This window comes from Chitinophaga sp. OAE865, assembly GCF_040546735.1.
GTDB classification, from domain to species: Bacteria; Bacteroidota; Bacteroidia; order Chitinophagales; family Chitinophagaceae; genus Chitinophaga; species Chitinophaga polysaccharea_A.
The window spans coordinates 5,111,499-5,131,961 of sequence record NZ_JBEPOF010000001.1 but is presented as its reverse complement, the minus strand read 5'-3'; the positions used below and the strand labels follow the sequence as shown (position 1 = coordinate 5,131,961).

Annotated in this window: 11 protein-coding genes; 10 read left to right on the top strand and 1 reads right to left on the bottom strand. The window is 47.7% G+C overall.

Annotated elements, in window-relative coordinates; genetic code table 11:
- The first annotated feature begins 112 nt into the window (after positions 1 to 112).
- The 10 genes from ABIE50_RS20715 to ABIE50_RS20670 all read left to right on the top strand — a co-directional run bounded on the left by ABIE50_RS20715 (position 113) and on the right by ABIE50_RS20670 (position 16,126).
- Complete coding sequence (locus ABIE50_RS20715) at positions 113 to 571, top strand: Cdi1I family immunity protein (RefSeq protein WP_209858165.1); 459 nt, start codon at positions 113 to 115, stop codon at positions 569 to 571.
- A 26-nt stretch (positions 572 to 597) separates the two neighbouring features.
- The gene (locus tag ABIE50_RS20710) at positions 598 to 828 is read left to right on the top strand and encodes a hypothetical protein (RefSeq protein ID WP_209858163.1); all 231 of its coding nucleotides are present in this window, start codon (positions 598 to 600) and stop codon (positions 826 to 828) included.
- A 143-nt stretch (positions 829 to 971) separates the two neighbouring features.
- Entirely contained in the window at positions 972 to 1,943 is a 972-nt protein-coding gene (locus ABIE50_RS20705; RefSeq protein WP_209858161.1) for an aldo/keto reductase, read from the top strand.
- A gap of 40 nt (positions 1,944 to 1,983) precedes the next feature.
- Positions 1,984 to 2,796 (top strand): helix-turn-helix domain-containing protein, encoded by an 813-nt coding sequence (locus ABIE50_RS20700; RefSeq protein ID WP_142687385.1) that lies wholly within the window; start codon positions 1,984 to 1,986, stop codon positions 2,794 to 2,796.
- A 492-nt stretch (positions 2,797 to 3,288) separates the two neighbouring features.
- Positions 3,289 to 6,381 (top strand): SusC/RagA family TonB-linked outer membrane protein, encoded by a 3,093-nt coding sequence (locus ABIE50_RS20695; RefSeq protein ID WP_209858159.1) that lies wholly within the window; start codon positions 3,289 to 3,291, stop codon positions 6,379 to 6,381.
- Positions 6,382 to 6,392: 11 nt separating this feature from the next.
- A complete protein-coding gene (locus tag ABIE50_RS20690; protein ID WP_209858157.1) occupies positions 6,393 to 8,270 on the top strand; it encodes a RagB/SusD family nutrient uptake outer membrane protein in 1,878 nt (625 codons plus the stop codon).
- A gap of 48 nt (positions 8,271 to 8,318) precedes the next feature.
- Positions 8,319 to 11,138 (top strand): SusC/RagA family TonB-linked outer membrane protein, encoded by a 2,820-nt coding sequence (locus ABIE50_RS20685; RefSeq protein WP_209858156.1) that lies wholly within the window; start codon positions 8,319 to 8,321, stop codon positions 11,136 to 11,138.
- Between the two features lie 33 nt (positions 11,139 to 11,171).
- Positions 11,172 to 12,944 (top strand): RagB/SusD family nutrient uptake outer membrane protein, encoded by a 1,773-nt coding sequence (locus ABIE50_RS20680; RefSeq protein WP_209858147.1) that lies wholly within the window; start codon positions 11,172 to 11,174, stop codon positions 12,942 to 12,944.
- A 54-nt stretch (positions 12,945 to 12,998) separates the two neighbouring features.
- The gene (locus ABIE50_RS20675) at positions 12,999 to 13,952 is read left to right on the top strand and encodes a DUF5627 domain-containing protein (RefSeq protein ID WP_209858145.1); all 954 of its coding nucleotides are present in this window, start codon (positions 12,999 to 13,001) and stop codon (positions 13,950 to 13,952) included.
- 17 nt (positions 13,953 to 13,969) lie between these two features.
- Positions 13,970 to 16,126, top strand: coding sequence for an endo-1,4-beta-xylanase (locus ABIE50_RS20670; protein WP_209858139.1), 2,157 nt, complete (start codon positions 13,970 to 13,972; stop codon positions 16,124 to 16,126).
- Positions 16,127 to 16,212: 86 nt separating this feature from the next.
- On the opposite strand, the gene ABIE50_RS20665 is transcribed toward ABIE50_RS20670, so the two are convergent.
- Positions 16,213 to 20,328: a hybrid sensor histidine kinase/response regulator transcription factor gene (locus ABIE50_RS20665; protein WP_209858138.1), complete on the bottom strand. Its 4,116-nt coding sequence runs from the start codon at positions 20,326 to 20,328 to the stop codon at positions 16,213 to 16,215.
- Between the last annotated feature and the right edge of the window lie 135 nt (positions 20,329 to 20,463).

Sequence of the window (20,463 nt, the reverse complement as noted above, 5' to 3'; positions counted from 1 at the left end):
GTGGATTTATTAGTGGTTTTTAAAATACTAATTTAATCTGAAAGTAAAAGGGGATTATTAACCTGATAGCGGATGGGAGCTTTTCTTCTTATCTAGCTGTAAATTGGATAAAATGTTAATAGACGTCATATTCAGAGGGCTGCTGCCAGCATTGGATCTTAGTTTTTTAAAAAAGTTATTGACAGATGCAAGGGAGGTGCATTTCAACTTCCCTGAAAACCGGTTAATAAAGACCTTCGAGGAAATTATTGGTGTAATCAGGTCAAACAGTTATGTTGATTTAGCGATCAGCACAGATTGCCTTGATATGGAGGGGAAAATTGTTCCTAAGGTGTTTATTAATTTAGGCAGGGATAATAATGATATAGAAATTTTATTTTTCTTCGATCTTAGAGACCTGAACGAAGCCACTCCGGGAAAGAATATCGATTATCTGAGGAAATGGATGAGTGAAATGAAAAGGAAGTACCATTTTCAATATTTTATCTGCCAGGACGATAATGCAGGAGAAGATGCGTACTACTTTGATAGCAATGGAATAGGAAGGCTATATAATAAAATAAGCGACTAAGTAAGCAGAAGAGAATAATTAAGGATATGACAGCAACAGAATTAACAAAATTTGTATTGGAAACTTTTAAAAGCTGTAGCGATAACAATAAAGTTATTAGGCAGCTTTTAAAATATGATCTCTTTCATCCGTTTTTTGAAATGAGATATTTAAGAAATAATCAAGATTTTGATTTTAAACTGGAGCGGGTAGTAGAGGTAGGAAAAGATACGGTTGAGAATAGTATAGAAGCCGCGGATGGGGTGTGTTATGATTGAACAAAAAGGCCAATGAAAGAATAAAGAAATGTAGAAAAAGCAGCTTAAGCTGAGCCACCCAGACAACTAATTTGAGCTGTAAAAGCAAGCGCGCCAGGTCTTAAACCCAGACCTTTGTGTTATTAATCAATAAAATAACAACAATGACAACAATACCAAAGATAGCACTTGGCAAAAACGGACCACTGGTGTCCAAGCTCGGATTAGGTTGTATGCGGATGTCTCCTGTTTGGGGAGGCAAGGGCAGTGATGAAAATGAAAGTATTGCTACTATCCAGGCGGCATTGGACAGCGGCATCAACTTTCTGAATACGGGCGATTTCTATGGCGCCGGCCACAACGAGCTGCTGGTGGGCAAGGCCATCAAAGGCAGAAGGGACGATGCTTTTATAAGCGTTAAGTTTGGCGCCATCTTTTATGGCGGTCAATGGCTGGGGCTGGATCTGCGTCCTGCGGCCATCAAGAATTTCATTAACTATTCACTGGTACGTTTAGGGATAGACACTATTGATCTTTACCAGCCCTGCCGGCTTGATAACAGTGTGCCGGTGGAAGATGTGATAGGCACTATAGCCGACCTGATAAAAGAAGGCAAGGTGCGCTACCTGGGCGTTTCTGAAATAACTGCTGATCAGCTGCGCAAGGCAAACAGCATTCACCCTGTAACAGCTTTGGAAATAGGTTACTCGCTGGCCGACCGGCAGATAGAAAGCGACCTGCTTCCTGCGGCGAAAGAACTGGGCATAGGAGTGGTGGCGTTTGCCAATACTGCCGAAGGGTTGCTTACCGGTGATATGAAAGCACCGCTTCCCGGCGATGCCTACCAGCATCATTTCCCGCGTTTCCAGGGCGATAACCTGGTAAAGAACCTGGAAAAAGTAGAAGTGCTGAAACAAATGGCAAAGGAAAAGGGATATACGCCTGCCCAGCTGGCCATCGCCTGGGTGAATGCACAGGGCGGTCATATTATGCCGCTGGTAAGCATGAGCAGGAGAGCACGGCTGCCGGAAAACATGAAGGCCATGGAGATAACATTTACACCTGCCGAGATGGATACGCTTAACACGCATTTTGCTCCCGGCGCTATTCTCGGAGGTACTTACCTGCAACGGTAAGAGAAGCACATAAGCCGCGCCCGTTTCATATCTTTACATTATGACGAATCCAACAGAAATACTCCCGGGAGTCATCTTTTTCTCTTATTACTCCACTATGAGGAAGGAAAAGGTGGCATTCCTGGAAGATAATACGCTGATACTGCAGGTGTCGGGCCGTTTTAGCCTGGAAACTGCCACCCAGAAGATATCGATGGGGCGCGGCGAAATGTTGCTGGTACAAAAAAATCAATTGGGAGAAATTATCAAGACTCCCCTGGAGGAAGAGAATTACCAGACCGTTGTTATCCGGCTGAAGGAAGACCTGCTCAGGAAGATTGCCCTTGAGGAGCAGATAGAGATAGGACATAAATATAAGGGACCTGCCAGCGTCCTTATTCCCGGGAACGATTTTTTACATGCCTTCTTTCAATCCATACTTCCATATGTTCATCACCCGGAAGAAAAAATAACCCAGGCCATGGGGATGCTTAAAGTAAAAGAAGCGGTACACCTTCTCCTGAATATTATGCCCGGGTTGAAGGAGCTGTTATTTGACTTTTCAGAACCGTATAAGATGGACCTGGAGAAATTTATGGTCAGCAATTTCCATTATAATGTTCCCATCGAAAAATTTGCACAGTTAACGGGAAGAAGTCTTGCCGGGTTCAAGCGCGATTTCCAGAAAGTATTCGATATGCCGCCGAGACAATGGTTATTGGAAAAACGGCTGGCGGAGGCCCGGCATCTTATTGAAAAGAAGAACAAGAAGCCATCTGCAATTTATCTTGACCTGGGCTTTGAAAGCCTCTCTCATTTCTCCCATTCTTTTAAAAAGAAATTTGGCAAGGCGCCTACCGACTGGTTAAATTAGGATGCCGACAGCCCTGATGCTGCTACCCCCAACTCCTCATTTTAATCCCTGCCTGCTCATTTCCGGACGCCTTTCCGGCAGCTACCAGCGCTTATTTAGACATTATTACCCTCCTTTTGGAGATTCGTACCATTCATATAAACATGACTATTGTAGATTCGCCTGTTGCTTTTTGTTTTAGCACCATCTGATGATCCACAGTTTTGACGTTATGAATAATTGTCTATTTAACACTAAATAATTACTTATGAAATTTGAATGTCCCCCGGGTTACCACGTCCCGGAAATCATTTTCAGCTCCATCAATTAATGTGTAGCATCCGACCGCAACTGTAGAGGTCCTGCTTTTTATTGCATCTCATTGTTCCCGCCGGGTATTCCGGTATGATAGTCCTGAACCGGCTGTCATAACCCTTCATTGCCCTAACATTAAATATTTTGAATTCCATGTTAAAAATGATTCTTTCGCGAAAGTCATGGAAATGGCTTGTTATGGCAGCAGTAATGCTGTCGGTTACGCTTACCTCTTCTTTATTACTGGCCCAGGACACAAGGGTGGTGCAAGGTGTGGTACAGGATGAGAAAAAGACGCCTGTACCCGGTACAACCGTAGTGGTAAAAGGCACCCAGGTGAATACCAGCACCGGTAATGATGGCAGGTTCTTTATCCGCGTTCCTGCAGATAAGCACATCCTCGTTTTCACTTATATAGGAAAGTTGCCGCAGGAGGTGAACATCCAGCAGCAGTCCAATATTACCGTTACGCTGAAAGACAATGTAGTTGGCCTTGAGGATGTGGTGATAGTAGGTTACGGACGCCAGAAAAGGGAAAGCGTGGTAGCCGCAGTTTCGCAAACCGACGGTAAAACGCTGGAACGGGCAGGCGGGGTATCAAACATAGGCGCTGCGCTCACCGGGAATGTACCGGGTCTTATCACGGCCCAGAGTACCGGCCTGCCAGGTGAAGAAGATCCTCAACTGATCATCCGGGGACTCAGCACATGGAATAACAGCAATCCGCTGATATTGGTAGACGGTGTGGAACGGCCCATGTCCAGCGTGGATATCGGGTCTGTGGAAACCGTTACCGTTTTAAAAGACGCGTCAGCAACAGCAGTATTTGGTTCACGTGGCGCCAACGGCGTTATCCTCATTACCACTAAAAGGGGAAAACTGGGCAAAGCGTCTATCCGCGCTACCGTGAACAATGTGGTGAAAGCGCCTTCCAAATTACCGGGAAAAGCGGATTCGTACGATGCATTGCGAACCGTTAATGAAGCCATAGAGTATGAGCTGGCATTAAGACCGGAAGGATGGAACAATTATTATCCACAGGCTATTTTAAATAAATACCGCTTCCCGGCCAACCTGGAAGAAGCGGAACGTTATCCGAATGTAGACTGGGCCAAAACATTATTTAAGGATTATGCCACCTCACAGAACGCCAACCTGAATATCAGCGGTGGTACCCGTTTTGTAAAATATTTCACCAGCGCGGATTTCCTGCATGAGGGCGATCTTTTTAAAATATATGATAACCGCCGCGGCTACAAACCCGGTTTTGGTTTCACAAGATTAAATGCCCGCTCCAACCTCGATTTTCAATTAACACCCTCTACACTCTTTAAAGTAAACCTCTCAGGATCATATGGCGTACGGAAAAGTCCCTGGGGATTTTCTGGCAACCAATACGGCTCCTGGATCGATGCTTATACCACAGCGCCCGATGTATTCCTGCCGGTATATGCGGATGGCTCCTGGGGTTACTATGCACCCAATGAAGGACGCGCGGAAAACTCTGCCAGGAGCCTGGCAGTGGGCGGTATTCAATACCAGACGACCACGCGCATCACTACCGACTTTTCGGTAGAACAGAACCTGGATATGCTTGTTGACGGCCTGAAATTCAGCGGTACCATTTCGATGGACAATACTTTCATTGAAAGCGACAGGGGAGTGAATGACCTTTATCATGACGTGCAACGTAAATGGATAGACCCCGCCACGGGAAATGTATTTTACAAGAGCGCTTTTGACGGGGTGACAAATTTCGATTTCCAGGAAGGCATCAAGTGGTCGCCGGCCGCCGGCGCCGTTACTGATAACCAGCGGAGGCTGTTTTACCAGTTGCAGCTGAACTACGCAAAAACCATTGCGGAGAAACACCAGGTGACCGCCATGGGACTGATGAACCGCAACATTACCGCCAGCGGCAGTATGATACCCTCGTACCGGGAAGATTGGGTTTTTCGTGCTACTTATACCTACAATAATAAATATACCATTGAGTACAATGGCGCATATAACGGTTCCGAAAAGTTTGCGCCCGATTACCGTTTTGCTTTCTTCTCTTCCGGTGGTGTGAACTGGATCGCCTCCAATGAGCGCTTCATGGAAAATATAAAGTTCCTGGACCTGCTGAAATTCCGTGCCTCTTACGGGCAAACAGGCTTCGATAACGTGGCCGGCCGATTTTTATACCTCACAGAATGGGGCTATGGCGGCAGGGCCAGGCTGGGTACTACGGGTGAAGGCGCTGAGCAAAGCCCGTTCAACTGGTACCGTGAATCCACCGTTGGAAACCCGAACGTGCAATGGGAACAGGCAGAGAAAATTAATGCAGGCGCCGATTTTGAACTATTCAAAGGTTTTATAAAAGGTAAGGTGGATTTCTTTGAAGATAAGCGTTCCAAAATATTGCTTGCCAACAGGGCCTCTGTTCCTTCCTACTATGGCACTACGCCTCCTGTAGCTAATCTTGGCAGGGTAACTTCCCGCGGGTATGAACTGGAGCTGCACTTCAGCTACCCGGTCACAAAAAAACTCCGGCTTTGGTCTGATCTGAATATGACCCATACAAAGAATAAGATCATTGAAGCAGATAATCCCCAACTGCTGCCGGCTTATCAGAAATCTGAAGGGATGCAGATCGGCCAGGCCTATTCTTATGTGAGCCAGGGCTATTACAATACCTGGGACGAGCTTTATGGCAGCACCATTCATAATACCAACGACAACCAGAAGCTCCCGGGCAACTATTATATCGTTGACTATAACGGCGACGGCGTGATCGATGCAAGGGATAACATTCCCTATGGCCACAGCGGATGGCCCACCAATACCTACAATGCTACGTTTGGGGTGGACTGGAGAGGGCTGAGCGCTTTTGTACAATTTTATGGCGTGAATAACGTAACCCGGCAGGTAGTGTTCAACAGCCTGGGCTCGCAGGGGCATACGGTTTATGATGAAGGCAGCTACTGGTCGAAGAACAATACCAATGCCGATGTGCCTATGCCGCGGTGGTTATCTACACCGGCGGGTTATTACCGGGGCACCCAGTATATGTATGATGGTTCCTACCTGCGGTTAAAGAATGCCGAAATCGCTTACACACTTGATAAAGGATTTATAAAACGGGCAGGCCTGGAATCGGTGAGAGTTTATCTCAATGGCAATAACCTGGCAGCCTGGAGCAAAATGCCGGACGACCGTGAATCCAATTTTGCCGGTACCGGCTGGGCATCACAGGGTGCTTATCCTACCGTAAAGCGTTACAACCTCGGCGCCAATTTTACTTTCTAAACATGTATTTTATGAATAAATATACAAAGCTATTGCTTGCAGCTACCGGTGTGATGATTGCCCTGGGACTGGCATCCTGCAAGAAGTTCCTGGATAAGGAACCACAATCTATCGTATCGGCAGACAATGCATTCAGGAATTTTATCAGCTTCCAGGGATTTACCGAAGAGCTTTATCATTGCGTACCGGATTTTACCAACGCTTACTGGACTAATTCCTGGAACTGGGGAGAAGATGAGATCCAGTCGACCGCCCGTGATTTTCATTTTATAATAAAGATAGACAACGGCGATTTCTGGGGCTGGCAGTCGCAGTTTGACGGCTGGCAGGCGGGCTGGATGGACCGGAACAACACCAGTACCAATGACGACCGTTTTGCAAAATCGCTGTGGAAACTGGGATGGTATGGTATCCGTAAAGCCAATATGGGACTGGAGAATATTGATAAGTTAACCGATGCCACCCAGGAAGAGAAAGACCTGATCAAAGGACAGCTGTTGTTTTTCAGGGGATGGTTTCACTTTATGTTCATCCAGTATTTTGGCGGGTTGCCCTATATTGATAAAGTGTTGCCCGGCGATCAGAAACTGACCTTGCCCCGTCTTAAATACAATGAATGTGCAGATAAAGCGGCCGCTGATTTCAGGGAAGCGGCCAACCTGCTGCCTGTTAACTGGGACAATACCACCGCAGGTAAAAGAACGCTGGGAAAAAACCAGTTGCGCATTAATAAAATTATGGCGCTGGGTTACCTGGGAAAAAACTATTTATGGGCGGGTAGTCCGTTAATGAACTATGTATCTACCGGCAGCAAAACGTATAACCAGGAGTATTGCAAAAAAGCAGCTGAAGCGTTTGGAGAATTGCTGCAGCTCTGCGAATCCGGGGATGCACCTTATAAATTGGTAGAGTTTTCAAAGTACTACACCAATTTTTACAGCACCGGTCAGAACTGGTTAATGCCAGGCGGCACCGAAGCTATTTTCCGCAGTCCCTATTACGGTGCGCATGGTTCCACTTATGGTACCGCCAAGCAATATGGCCCTGCTTTGCTGACAGAAGAAGCTATCACTTTTGTGCCTACCGCCAATTACGTGGATTACTATGGTATGGCCAATGGCCTGCCAATCAAGGATATTACGCAGGCAGACCCGGAATCAGGATACGACCCGGCTTATCCATGGAGGGGCAGGGATCCGCGTTTCTACAATGATATAGTTTTTGATGGGGTGAAATGTATACAGGGCGCTACCACCGATGAAAGAAACCGTTATGCCAACCTGTACACCGGGGGAACATACCGCGACATCAGCAGCGGCAGCCGCTCCGGTTATCTGCTCTATAAATTTATTCCCATCACAGCCAACAGATTTGATAATGGCTGGACCTATGATAAGGCGCTGAATATACATCTTCCCTATATGCGCCTGGCGGATGTGTATTTAATGTATGCAGAAGCCGCCGCCCAGGGCTATGGCGTTGCTACCGGCAAATCAGGCAACTACAGCAAAACGGCGCTGGATGCCATTAATGTGATCCGCGACCGTGCGGGGGCAGGGCGTGTGGCTGCCCGCTTCACCGCCTCGCTGGATGGTTTCATGAGCGAAGTGCGGAGGGAAAGGGCCGTGGAGCTTTCTTTTGAAGGCCATCGATTCAATGACCTGAGAAGATGGATGTTGCTGATACAAAGCCCCTATACGCTGAAAAAATCCGTTGAGTTTGACCGGTCGCCATCATTCAGTACTACAGACCCGAAGAACAACCGGGTGCTCAATTTGCGTGAGGCCGTTATCCTGGAGCGCAGGTATTCCGAAAAACATTACTGGCTGCCATTAAAAAATTCAGATGCCAATATGTACCTGGAATTTCCACAGAACCCGGGTTGGTAAAAACGGGGAGTCTTTACATGTATCGTTTACTGTAAATTTCAAAAATTCATGAATCAGATAAAAGCATTAATAGCGGCTGTAGCATTGATGGGCCTGGCGCCGGTTTCACAGGCACAGGACAGCACGGTAAAAACTACTTCCGTTATCCCGGAAAACAATAAGGTACAGGTGGCGTTCCGGAAGTTGGATAAGAAAGACCTGCCGGGAGATGTTTCGGTAGTAGATGTGGCATCGCAGATGAACCTGAACTATATGACCTCCAGTCTTGAAAATATGGATGGCTGGATCAATGGGTTTAATGGCAACAGTATGTGGGGCATGGGCAGTTACCTGCTCATCATTGATGGAGTGCCCCGTGAAGCAGGTAATGTGTTGCCTACGGAAATAGAACAGATCTCCTTTCTCAAGGGAGTGAATGCGGTGGCGCTTTATGGCAGCCGGGCTGCCAAAGGGGTGATTTACATTACCACCAAAAGAGGAAAACCCGGCAACCAGCGGATCAACCTGAGGGCCAATGCCGGTATTAATGTTCCCAAGGCCTATCCTCATTACCTGGGATCAGCGGAGTATATGACGCTTTACAATGAAGCGAGGCGCAACGACGGACTGGCTGAGTTGTATAGTCCTGAAACCATTTATCATTACGCCTCCGGTAAAAATCCATTCAGGTATCCCAATGTAGATTATTACTCCGATCAGTATCTGAAAAATTCCTTTGGCCGCTATGATGTAACTGCGGAAATATCAGGCGGAAACGACAAGGCACGTTATTACACCAATATTGGTTACCAGACCTCCGGGTCATTGCTCAACTTTGGCGAAGCGGTGAACAATGGTACATCGGACCGCTTCAACCTGCGCGGTAATGTGGATGTAAATCTCAACCAGTATATTTCCTGTAATGTGGATGCCACAGCCATTTTCTATACAGGAAGAGGAGTGAATGCCAATTACTGGGAAAGCGCGGCTACCTTACGCCCGCACCGTTTTGCGCCGCTCATTCCATTGGATATGATTGAACCAACCGATGAAGCGTCTAACGTATTTGTGAAGAACAGCAATCATATCATCGACGGGAAATACCTGCTGGGCGGAACCCAGCTTGATCAAACCAATCCATTCGCGGCTATTTATGCCGGTGGAAACAACAAGTACATCAGCAGGCAGTTCCAGTTCAATACCGGTGTGAATGCAGATCTGCGGAATTTACTGAAAGGCCTTTCTTTCAGGTCTACGTTTGCGGTCGACTATAACACTTCCTATAACCTGGCCTTCAATAACACCTATGCTGTGTATGCGCCTACCTGGAATAACTATTCAGGTACAGACCTGATCAGCAGTCTTACCCAATACGGCCAGGACGCTACCTCCGGCGTGCAGAATGTAAGCAACAGCTGGTACCGCCAAACGATTGCTGCTACGGGTCAGTTCAATTATGTAAATTCCATTAACAACCGGCATCATCTTTCCGGTGTATTGCTGGTAAATGGTTTCCAGCAATCAGAATCGGCGGTATATCACCGTACCAGTAATGCCAATTTAGGTTTGCAGCTGGGTTATAATTTGGATCATACCTACTACATCGATTTCAGCGGCGCCGTGGTACACAGTGCGAAGCTGCCTGAAGGCAACCGCACTGCTTTTTCGCCTACCGTATCGCTGGGCTGGCGGCTCAGCAACGAGCCTTTTATGCGTAGCGTACGGGGAGTGGATGATCTGCGTTTAACTGCCAGCGCAGGCATCCTGCATACCGACCTGGATATTGCATCGTACTACCTGTACCAGGGAGTTTATACTACGCTGGGCAGCTGGTTTGGATGGAAAGATGGTACCGGTGTACAGGCTACGGAATCCAGGCGGGGCGCTAACCCGGATATGCGATTTCCGAAAAGGGAAGAGATCAGCATAGGTTTGCAGGGATCTTTCTTCCATGAATTAGTAAAGCTGGATGGTAATTTCTTTATTAATAAGATGACCGGTAATATTATCCAACCAAACGTGTTGTTTCCTTCCTGGTTCACAACAGGCTGGCCGGTATCTTCCTTTATTCCCTATATAAATTATAACGACGACAAACGGGTGGGCGTTGATTTCAACCTCAGCTTAAACAAGAAGCTGTCGGCCATTAATTATTCCATCGGTTTGGTGGGCACCTGGTATAAAACCACTGCTACCAAACGTGCGGAGGTGTATGAAGATAACTACCAGAACCGCCAGGGCCGGCCTTTGGATGCCATATGGGGGCTGCAGCACCAGGGCTTTTTCCGTGATGCCGATGATATTAAGAATTCCCCGTCGCAGTCTTTTGGCCAGGTAAAACCAGGCGATATCAAGTATAAAGATCAGAATGGAGATGGCGTTATAGATACCCGCGATGAAGTATACCTGGGCCGTGGGGGCTGGTTTGGATCACCTCTTACATTGGGAATAAACATCAGCCTCAGGTGGAAGAACCTTTCGTTCTTTGCGCTGGGCCAGGGCAGATTTGGTTCCTATGGAATGAAGAACAGTTCCTGGTTCTGGGTAGATGGGGAAGATAAATATTCAGAAGTGGTAAGAGATCGCTGGACGCCTGAAACGGCGCAATCAGCGAAGTACCCGCGTTTAACCACCTTCAACAGCGACAATAACTTCCGCAATTCGGATTTCTGGTTGTATAAGGCTAATCGCATTGATCTGGCTAAAGTGCAGATCTCTTATGATATGAGCAGCCTGATCGGCAACAGGAAAATTGTACAGGAGCTGGGCGTGTATGTGAGTGGCTTCAATTTGCTCACGATTTCTGCCGAACGTAAACTGATGGAGATGAATATTGGCAGTGCGCCGCAAACCCGCTTATATAACCTTGGTGTAAAAGCGATGTTCTAATTCATGTTTTTCACCCAATCAAGTTTCCACTTTATGAAAAGAAATATTATCGTTTTCCTGGCATCTGTTTTTTTGCTCACCGGCTGTAAAGACCTGCTGACACCGGAGATAGAGAATAACCGGGAGCTGAACCCGGGGAATTATACACCCAATGATGCAGGGCTGCCGTTTGGCGTGTTGCTGAATGGTTATAACCGCATACCCACCAATTCATGGTCGTTTAATGATGTGGCAACCGACGACGCCGTATCGAATGACCAGAACGATCAGTTCCTGAAAATCGCCAACGGGCAATGGACCGCCAATAATAACCCGCTTAACCAGTGGACCAACGCGTATGCCGCTATACAATATCTCAACATCACACTGAGGGATGTTGATACCGTGAAATGGGCTACAGACCCGGATGTAAGCAGGTTGTTTGCCATGCGTATAAAAGGAGAGGCCTTTGGTTTGCGCGCTCTTTTTTATTATCACCTGCTGCAGGCGCATGCCGGCATGTCTGAAAGCTCTGCTATACTGGGGGTGCCTATCAATCTTGAAGTACAGGGAACAAATTCCGATTTCAACAAACCCAGGAGCAATTTTGAAGCATGCATGAAGCAGATCTATAGTGATCTGGCGCAGGCCGACCAGTTGCTCCCGACAGACTATGAGAATATTGCCAATGCTTCGCTTATTCCTGCAAAGTATGGCACGGTTACCAAAGAGCAATACGACCGCGCTTTTGGTTCTGCTTTCCGTGGCTTCTTCACGGGCCGCGTTGCTAAGGCCATCCGCTCCAAGGCCGCATTGCTGGCTGCAAGCCCTGCTTTCAACAAGAGCGGCGCCACCAACGCCTGGGCAGATGCTGCAAACTATGCCGGGGAAGTAATTGCCCTGAAAGGCGGGATAGGAGCATTAGCGGCCAATGGCCTTACCTGGTATTCCAATGCCTCGGAAATAGCCGGACTGGCCGATGGGGCCAATCCTTCCGAAATACTCTGGAGAAATAATTATGGCGATAACCGCGACCTGGAGCAAGCCAATTTTCCACCCAGTTTGTTTGGCAACGGACGTATCAATCCTACGCAAAACCTGGTGGATGCTTTCCCTATGGCAAACGGGCGTCCCATTACCGATGCCGCCAGCGGTTATGATGCCTCCAATCCCTATGCAGGGCGGGATCCCCGGTTACGTATGTTCATTTTAGTGAACGGCGGTACCGCAGGCCCGAACAATTCAATGATCAATACTGCAGCCGACGGCCCCACCAATGATGCGCTGAATAAGGTGGAAACCTCCACACGCACCGGCTACTACCTGCGTAAGCTGTTGCGCCAGGATGTGAATCTTAATCCTAACTCAGCAAACAATCAACGGCATTATAAACCGCATATCCGGTACACAGAAATTTTTCTCAACTACGCAGAAGCTGCCAATGAAGCCTGGGGGCCAACAGGCACCGGCGCCTACAGCTTCTCCGCGTATGATGTTATTAAAGCTATCCGCACAAGAGCAGGCGTAGGCACTACCAACGGCGATCCTTACCTGGAAGAAATGAAAGGCAGCAAGGAGCAGATGAGGGCGCTTATCAGGAATGAACGGAGAATAGAGCTGTGTTTTGAAGGCTTCCGCTTCTGGGATCTCCGCCGCTGGAATGCAAGTCTTGGCGAAACCGCCAAAGGCGTGAGCATCCGCAATAATAACTATTCCATTATAAACGTGGAAAGCCGGCAGTTCCAGCCCTTCATGATCTATGGCCCTATTCCTTACGGGGAGATCCTGAAGTTCGGATCGCTGGAACAGAACAAAGGCTGGCGCTAACAGGATATGCCTTATAACGAAATAATTTTTCCCTGATTTTTGAAATTAATGAAGATGAAAAAGTTTTTAGTGCCCATCATACTGCTCTTTGTACTGGCAGCATGTAACAAGGAGGTAACCTTCCCGGATTATGAATACCAGACGGTGTATTTCGCCTACCAGTATCCGGTGCGGACCATTACTTTCGGTGAAGATATATTCAGCACGGAACTGGACAACCAGCGCAAATGCAAGATCATGGCCACCACCGGGGGCGTTTATTACAGTAAGAAGGATCTGCATATCGGGATAAGGGTCGACAATTCCCTGCTGGGAAATGGTTTGCTGTTTGGTGCAGGGAAAGATGAGATCCTGCCTATGCCCGCGAATTATTATTCACTTGCTGCCAATGAGATCGTGATCCCCGAAGGCACGCTTGCAGGCGGAGTGGAAGTACAGCTCACGGATGCTTTCTTCAATGATCCCAAAACCATCCGGAATACTTATGTGATCCCGCTGCGTATGACCGATAAACAGGGAGCAGACTCCATACTGAGCGGAAAGGACTTTATCCTCTATGCGGTGAAATACGTGAACACCTGGCATGGAAACTACCTGCGCAGGGGAAAGGATGTAGTGTCCGGAAATGTAAACCAAACCATTATAAGGCATAAAGAATACGTGGAGCTGGACGAGGTGAATAAATTAAACACCCGCTCCGTGAAGGAACTGGAATTCCCGGTAGTGTATAAAGACAAGGACGGCGTGAATATTTATTGTACGCTGCTGCTTACGTTCGACGACCAGAACAAATGCACCATTTCCGCTGCCGGTGCTGGTTTCACCGCAACAGGAAATGGTCAGTTTGTAAAAAGGGGAGAGAAGAACAGCTGGGGCAGTAAGGACCGCGATGCGCTTTATCTTGATTACAGGGTTACCGTGGCGGGTATGCAGGTGGCTACATCAGACACGCTGGTATTAAGAGACAGGGCCGTAACTATGGAAACATTTACGCCAGTAAGTAAATAACCACTAAAGTAATTTTTATGAATCGACTTTATAAAACAGTTCTTGGTTTTATCGGAGTGGCCGTTATTACTTCCTGCAGTAAGTACAAGCCGCTTGATTTTGATGTAGATAAACCTGAAAGCATTACCGCGCAGGAAGACATAGACGCTTACCCGGCGCTGAAGAGCTATATTAACCGGGTTGCCCATCCGGGCTTTAAGCTGGGAGTGGCGCTGGGTTTGCAGGAATACCTGGATAAGGGGGTGATGTACCGGTTAGCCAACAGGAATTTCGATGAAATTGTGTTGGGCTATGAAATGAAACATGGCGCTGTTGTGAAAGCCGATGGCAGCCTGGATCTCGTGAAAGTAAATTCATTCCTTCAAACGGCAGGTGAATCGGGCATGCAGGTGTATGGTCATACCCTGATGTGGCATGCCAACCAGAATGCCTCTTACCTGAAAGGATTGCTCAGCCCTTTATTGGTAACCTCTCCCGCTTATCCGAATGACCTGAGCCTTGCGGGATTGAAGGATAAAAGTTTTACTGGATGGAGCTTGTCGCACCCCGGGGCCGGTATTTCCATTGCAGATGGCGAAGGCATGGGAGCCGGCAACAAGGCCATTAAGCTGGTAGCAGGCGGCGGCTCGTCGGCAGCCACTGACCTGCAGTTAATAACACCAGGCGTAGCGGTGAATAAGACGCATAAGTACGAAGTGGTGATGTACATCAAATCAGATGTGGCTGGTGAAGGAAGGGTCTCTTTTGAAGGATTGAAGAACAATACGCCGTCGGTAGACTGGACCAAAACAGGCACGGCTTCGCCCACCTTCACTACAGGGATTTCATGGAAGGAGATCCGCTTTACCATAGATGATTTTTCCGGTGATCATATTAAGCTGCATTTTGACCTGGGGTACAAAGCCGGCGTGACTTATTATATCGACATCAACAATTTATACGTATATGATACCCAGGGTACGCCCGTGATCAGCAACCTGGTAAGCAATGGCGATTTCGAATCCGGAAGTGGCTGGGGAGGTTGGGGAGGCAGCTCTACCCGCGGTATTACTGCCGATGGCATGGGAGTAGGTAACAAAGGCAAGGCTTTTTTCGTAACCAATCCTGCTAAAGCTGCCAATTACTGGGATGTACAAACCAGCTATAACTTTGCCGCCCCGCTGGATAACGGAGAAACTTACGAGCTGAGTTTCTGGGTGAAAGGCACTGCGGCAGGAATAATCCGCCCGGAACTGCAAAGCGCCGACTATTCCTCCAACGGGTACGGACAGGTAGCGGTTACCACTGAATGGAAGCAGGTGAGTGTAGCCACTACCGCTACTTCGGCAGACAGGGCGCGGTTGGTTTTTAGTTATGGTGAATTTGCCGGTACTGTTTATATCGATGATGTGGTATTAAAGAACACAAAGGCTAGCGGCGGCGCCACTACTATCGTGGAAAAAACTGCGGCAGAAAAGAAGTATATCCTCAATGCAGCGCTTGATAAATGGATGAGCGGCATGGTAGGAGCGGGGAAGTCAATGGTAAAAGCATGGGACGTTGTAAATGAGCCGATGGACGATGGTAATCCGTATGAGTTGAAAACAGCGGCAGGCAGACCCAATATTGCGGCAGATGAATTTTTCTGGCAGGATTACCTGGGCAAGGACTATGCGGTAACTGCTTTTAAAATGGCCAGGCAATATGGTAACGCAACTGATATTCATTTTATCAACGACTATAATCTTGAATACAACCTGGATAAATGCCGGGGCCTGATCGCCTATGTTAACTACATAGAAAGCAAAGGCGCCAAAGTAGACGGTATTGGTACGCAAATGCATATCAACACGGGTACCAGCAAAGAGAATATTGCGGAGATGTTCAAGTTGCTGGCAGCTACGGGGAAACTGATCAAGGTGTCTGAACTGGATATAGGCGTAGGCGTTAAAACACCGGAGGCCACTGCTGCACATTACAAAGCCCAGGCCGATATGTATAAGTATGTAATCGATAAATATTTTGAGCTGATCCCTGCAAAGCAACGCTATGGCATTACGATCTGGAGCCCTTTAGACAGCCGGGCGAATTCCTCCTGGCGTGCGGGCGAGCCAATCGGGATCTGGACAGAAGCGTATGTGAGGAAGCTGGGTTACGCAGCCACTGCGCAGGCGCTGGAAGCCAATGCAAAATAATTTTGTCTGATTCAGGATTAAACTGATTACGCTGATTTTATAATCTTTAATAGTTATCCCCGGAATTACATTCCGGGGATTTTCTTTTAGCATGCTTTTTCGCCGGTGCTGCCTTTTTTGATCTGCGCAACAAATTCAGATGGAAGCATATTGTATTTATTCCGGAATGATTTGGCGAAATAGTTGGGCGTGGAGAATCCTACCTGGTAAGCGATTTCGGCAATGGTCATATCGCTTTTTTTCAGGAGGGTCATTGCTTTTTCCAGCCGGTAGGAGCGGATGTATTCCACGGGTGTTTGTCCTGTGAGCTCCAGCAGTTTATTATACAGTGAGCTCCGGCTCATGCCAACTTCTTTGCTGAGGCTTTCTACGGAGAGTTGTGAATCGGTTAGCTTTTCCTCCAGGTGGCTTACGATCTTATTAAGCAGTTTTTCTTCTGATGATTCTTCCTGCACTTCCGGGGCGAGTACTTTTATTTGTTTGGTATAAGTGTTTTTCAAAGTATGGTTAAGATGCAGCAGGTTCCGGATCTTTGCATGAAGGATCTCGAAATTAAACGGCTTGATGAGATAATCGTTAGCGCCGGTTTCCAGTCCTGATAGCTGTTGTTCCTCATTGGTAAGCGCCGTGAGCAATATAACCGGTATATGGCTGGTCCTTTTATCGGATTTAAGTTTTTGCAGCAGGCTGATGCCATCCATCTGCGGCATGGTGATATCGCTGACAATTATATGCGGGTGCAGCGCCAGTGCTTTTTGCCAGCCTTCTTTCCCATCGGCTGCTTCTATTACTTTGTAACTGTTGCGGAGGTTGTCTTTGAGATAGAACCTGAAATCCTCATTATCTTCCACCAGTAAGATGGTTGACATTTCGGGGAAATTTTCAGGTTCTGCAGATCCTTCCTGCAGTGCCGGCTGCGCGGGTGGCAATGCTATGGGCAATGGCGCAGATGCAGGAATGTGTTGTTCCGCTATCTGCAATGGAAGCTGAACAGAGAAGGCGGCGCCCTGCCCGGATTCACTTTCCACTTCAATAGTGCCCCCGTGCATTTTAACAAATTCCTTTGTGATAGACAGCCCGATGCCGGTGCCCTGGTTAAGTATTGCGGAGCTGGTATTGGTTTGGAAGAAGTGGTCGAATACTTTTTCCCTTTTGTCTTTAGGAATACCGATGCCGGTATCTTTCACCATTATAAGCACCCATTGCTGCCCTGGGGCGGCGGGCTTTTCCGACAATTTTAATTCCACCGTTACAGTACCATGTTCCAGGCTGAATTTGAATGCGTTTGAAAGTAAGTTGAAGAGGATGCGTTCCATTTTATCGTGATCGAAAAAAACAAACAGGGATTCCAGGGCGCTGTTGAAAGTAAACCGGATCTTTTTACGTTCGGCAAAATCGATAAAGGAATCAGTAACTTCCTTTATGAAAGCCACCAGTTCTCCCTTTGACAGTTGCAGTTTCAGTTCATGTTCCTCCATTTTCCTGAAGTCGAGCAATTGATTCACGAGGTTGAGCAGCCGCCTGGAGTTTCGTTTGATCATGTTCAGTTTTTCAATCCTGTTGCTGGTTTTTTCCCCGGCAATCAGTTGTTCCACCGGCCCCAGGATCAATGAAATAGGGGTTCTGAAATCGTGGCTGAGATTGGTGAGGAATTTAATTTTCATCCGGTCCAGCTCACGCATACGTTTGATCTCCTGTTTTTCCTGTTCCGCCAGGAACTTCTTTCTTATCCTGGCAATGCCCAGGTACCTGCTATAGAGCAGGAGCGCGCAAATAGCGACCACATAAAATATATATGCGTAAATGGTGCGCCAGAACGGTGGCCGTACATAGATCTTTATGGTAGTATCGCCGGTGTTCCAGATGCCGTCGTTATTGCTTGCTTTTACATGAAAGGTATACACCCCTGGATCCAGGTTGGTATAAGAGGCGGTGTTGGCGGTTCCGGTGTAGTTCCAGTCTTTATCGAACCCTTCCAGTTTGTAGGCATAATAATTTTTCCTGGGGATGGTATAATTCAGCGCCACGAAGCTGAGGGCAAAATTCTGTTTGTATTCAAGCCTGATATCGCCGGTAACGGAAATATGGTCTTTAATGGGACTGTCTTCCCCTGGTACCACTGATTTATTGGATACTTTTAGATCTGTTAGCAGCACAACCGGTACATTTTTATTCACCGTTAAACTGCAGGGAGTAAAATAATTAAAGCCTTCAAGTCCGCCGAACATAACATCTCCGTCAGACAACCGTATACCGGATGTATGAACGAAGTTATTATTCTGTGCGCCGTTGTAATGCGTATAGTTCCGGATCTTTTTTGAGATAGTATTAAAACTGCTGATACCGGTGTTGGTACTGAGCCAGAGGGTATGGTCCCTGTCTTCGAGGATCTGGTAGATGGTGGTATTCTGCAGACCATCTTTTTCAGCGTAGTTGATGAACCGCCCGGTGGCTTTGTCGAACAGGCTCAGTCCTCCGCCATAGGAGCCTACCCACATGTTGCCGCGGCTGTCGCGCAGGATCACCTGGATCTTATCGCCGGACAGCTGGCTGTTGCTTTGTGTATAGATATCCCATTGGCCGGTAGCGGGGTGGTATACACCTATTCCGCCACCATGTGTGCCTATCCAGATATTTCCTGTTGCATCCTCCTCGATGGTCCTGATGTATCCATTAAGCGGCAGCTTTTTTTCGCCGGGTATACCGGGTCTTGGATGGGGAGTAAACCGCGCAACGATTTCATCATTCTTTAAAATGTTCACGCCTCCGCCGTTGGTTCCTACCCAAACATTGCCTTTACTATCTTCCTTTATACAAAAAATATCATTAGCGTTCAGGTTGCCCGGGCCGGGGCCTTTTACCAGGTGTTTATAACTGCCGGTGGCCATATCCCTGATCAGCAGGCCATAGGCATAAGTGCCGATGAACAGTTTCTTTTCCCGGGTATAGTGAAGGGCCATGATGGAGAGATAATTGCTGGCCGGGAGAGGAATGTCGACCGGCTGTACTTTCCCGGTTTGGCGGTTGAATCCGAACAGGCCTCCGCCATCGGTGCCGATCAGTATACTCCCATCGCTGTTTTCCGCAAAAGCGCTTACTATAGAGGATTTGCGGTTGTGTGTATGGAAAATGGTACCCGGTTTGAAGTTAAAGAGGTTCAGGTTTTTGTCGTATTTATTGACGCCGCCCCGGAAGGTACCGATCCAGTAGATGCCCTGCCTGTCGATATAAGTACATTTTATTGAAGCGCTGGCGATGCTGTAAATATTTTCATTATCGGGAAAATAGTGATTGTATGTGTTGGTGTCTGTACTGAGAACGATCAGTCCTGCCTCTGTGCCGATCCATAGCTGTCCGTCGTTATCCGGTTCTATGCAGTTCACCTGTGTGTTATTGAAGATGGTGTTCCCGCTTATCCTGGCATAGGAGGTAAATCCGGCGCCATCGGGCTGCAGCAGGCAAAGGCCGGTGGCCGTGCCTACCCAGATACGGCCGTTCCTGTCTTCCGTAATAGCCCTTACATCATTATCCGCTGCGCCGGCTCCAGGGCTGTTGTTAAGAATCAGCTTTAAGGCGCCGCTGCGCGGGGAATACCGGTAAAGGCCAGTGGTGGTGCCTACCCATACCTGTTGTTTACGGTCTACAAAAACGCAGGCCAGTGCTTTTGTGGCATCGGGGTTTTCTTCTCCTGTATGAAGCCTGATCCTGGAAATTTCCCGGGTGGCGGGGTTGAGGAGGAAGAGGTTTTCGAACTGCGCTATCCATACCTTCCCGGATGTATCGCTGCAGATGTCCATTATAACTGCATTCTGGGGGAGCTCAGGAGTATTGGCATTTACAGGAAAGTGAATGAAGGAGTCCTTCCTGCGGTTGTACAGGCTAAGGCCTCCGCCGCCGGTGCCTATCCAGAGGTTACCGGTTTTATCTTCATGCAGCACTAGTACTTCATTTGCCCTCAGGCTGGAGGAGTCGGCCGGATTGTGCCGGTAAACGGTAAAATTGGTACCGTCAAACTTGTTCAGGCCGTCGTCTGTGGCAAACCACATCAGGCCGTAATGATCTTTGATAATATAGTTCACCGCATTGGAGATCAGCCCGTCTTTTGAGGCCAGTGTGGTGAAATTTATCTTTTTCACCTGGGCCGGGCTTATCCGGGCCAGGAGTAGCAGGCAACAGAAACAGGCAAGTTTATATTTAAACATAGGTGGCAGTCGTTAAAAGCAAGATGTTGGTTGAATTTTTCATACGTGGGTTCTGGCTGAATTCATTTCTTCTGTCGAATTTAAGTATTGTAAGTCAATCTTAAAAGTAATATATGCGCGGGCCATGTCCGGCGG

Bases quoted from the DNA above. Each gene is read 5' to 3' on its own strand.
- ABIE50_RS20715 (WP_209858165.1), top strand. From the start codon at position 113: ATGTTAATAGACGTCATATTCAGAGGGCTGCTGCCAGCATTGGATCTT.
- ABIE50_RS20710 (WP_209858163.1), top strand. From the start codon at position 598: ATGACAGCAACAGAATTAACAAAATTTGTATTGGAAACTTTTAAAAGC.
- ABIE50_RS20705 (WP_209858161.1), top strand. From the start codon at position 972: ATGACAACAATACCAAAGATAGCACTTGGCAAAAACGGACCACTGGTG.
- ABIE50_RS20700 (WP_142687385.1), top strand. From the start codon at position 1,984: ATGACGAATCCAACAGAAATACTCCCGGGAGTCATCTTTTTCTCTTAT.
- ABIE50_RS20695 (WP_209858159.1), top strand. From the start codon at position 3,289: ATGGCAGCAGTAATGCTGTCGGTTACGCTTACCTCTTCTTTATTACTG.
- ABIE50_RS20690 (WP_209858157.1), top strand. From the start codon at position 6,393: ATGAATAAATATACAAAGCTATTGCTTGCAGCTACCGGTGTGATGATT.
- ABIE50_RS20685 (WP_209858156.1), top strand. From the start codon at position 8,319: ATGAATCAGATAAAAGCATTAATAGCGGCTGTAGCATTGATGGGCCTG.
- ABIE50_RS20680 (WP_209858147.1), top strand. From the start codon at position 11,172: ATGAAAAGAAATATTATCGTTTTCCTGGCATCTGTTTTTTTGCTCACC.
- ABIE50_RS20675 (WP_209858145.1), top strand. From the start codon at position 12,999: ATGAAAAAGTTTTTAGTGCCCATCATACTGCTCTTTGTACTGGCAGCA.
- ABIE50_RS20670 (WP_209858139.1), top strand. From the start codon at position 13,970: ATGAATCGACTTTATAAAACAGTTCTTGGTTTTATCGGAGTGGCCGTT.
- ABIE50_RS20665 (WP_209858138.1), bottom strand. From the start codon at position 20,328: ATGTTTAAATATAAACTTGCCTGTTTCTGTTGCCTGCTACTCCTGGCC.